Here is a 350-nt window from a genome sequence, read left to right on the forward strand (position 1 = left end):
AAAATGACCCGTACGGGAATCGAACCCGTGATACCGCCGTGAAAGGGCGGTGTCTTAACCGCTTGACCAACGGGCCGCTATGAAACGGAGAAGGAGGGATTTGAACCCTCGCGCCGGTTTCCCGACCTACACCCTTAGCAGGGGCGCCTCTTCAGCCACTTGAGTACTTCCCCAAGAAAATAATTTAAAAATGGGCCTAAATGGACTCGAACCATCGACCTCACGCTTATCAGGCGTGCGCTCTAACCAGCTGAGCTATAGGCCCATAAAGCGGGTGACGAGAATCGAACTCGCGACGACAGCTTGGAAGGCTGTGGTTTTACCACTAAACTACACCCGCAAAAATTTAA

The 350-nt window shown here is 52.3% G+C and carries 4 tRNA genes; all 4 read right to left on the bottom strand.

Annotated features, from left to right (window positions below):
* Positions 1-4 precede the first annotated feature (4 nt).
* Positions 5-76: transfer RNA gene (locus tag IGJ50_RS17145), tRNA-Glu, on the bottom strand.
* A gap of 9 nt (positions 77-85) precedes the next feature.
* Positions 86-173: transfer RNA gene (locus tag IGJ50_RS17150), tRNA-Ser, on the bottom strand.
* Positions 174-191: 18 nt separating this feature from the next.
* Positions 192-265: transfer RNA gene (locus IGJ50_RS17155), tRNA-Ile, on the bottom strand.
* A 4-nt stretch (positions 266-269) separates the two neighbouring features.
* Positions 270-340 (bottom strand) — tRNA-Gly (locus IGJ50_RS17160).
* Positions 341-350 lie beyond the last annotated feature (10 nt).

It is taken from the genome of Enterococcus sp. AZ101 (assembly GCF_050499005.1).
Taxonomy (GTDB): Bacteria; Bacillota; Bacilli; order Lactobacillales; family Enterococcaceae; genus Enterococcus_L; species Enterococcus_L ureilyticus.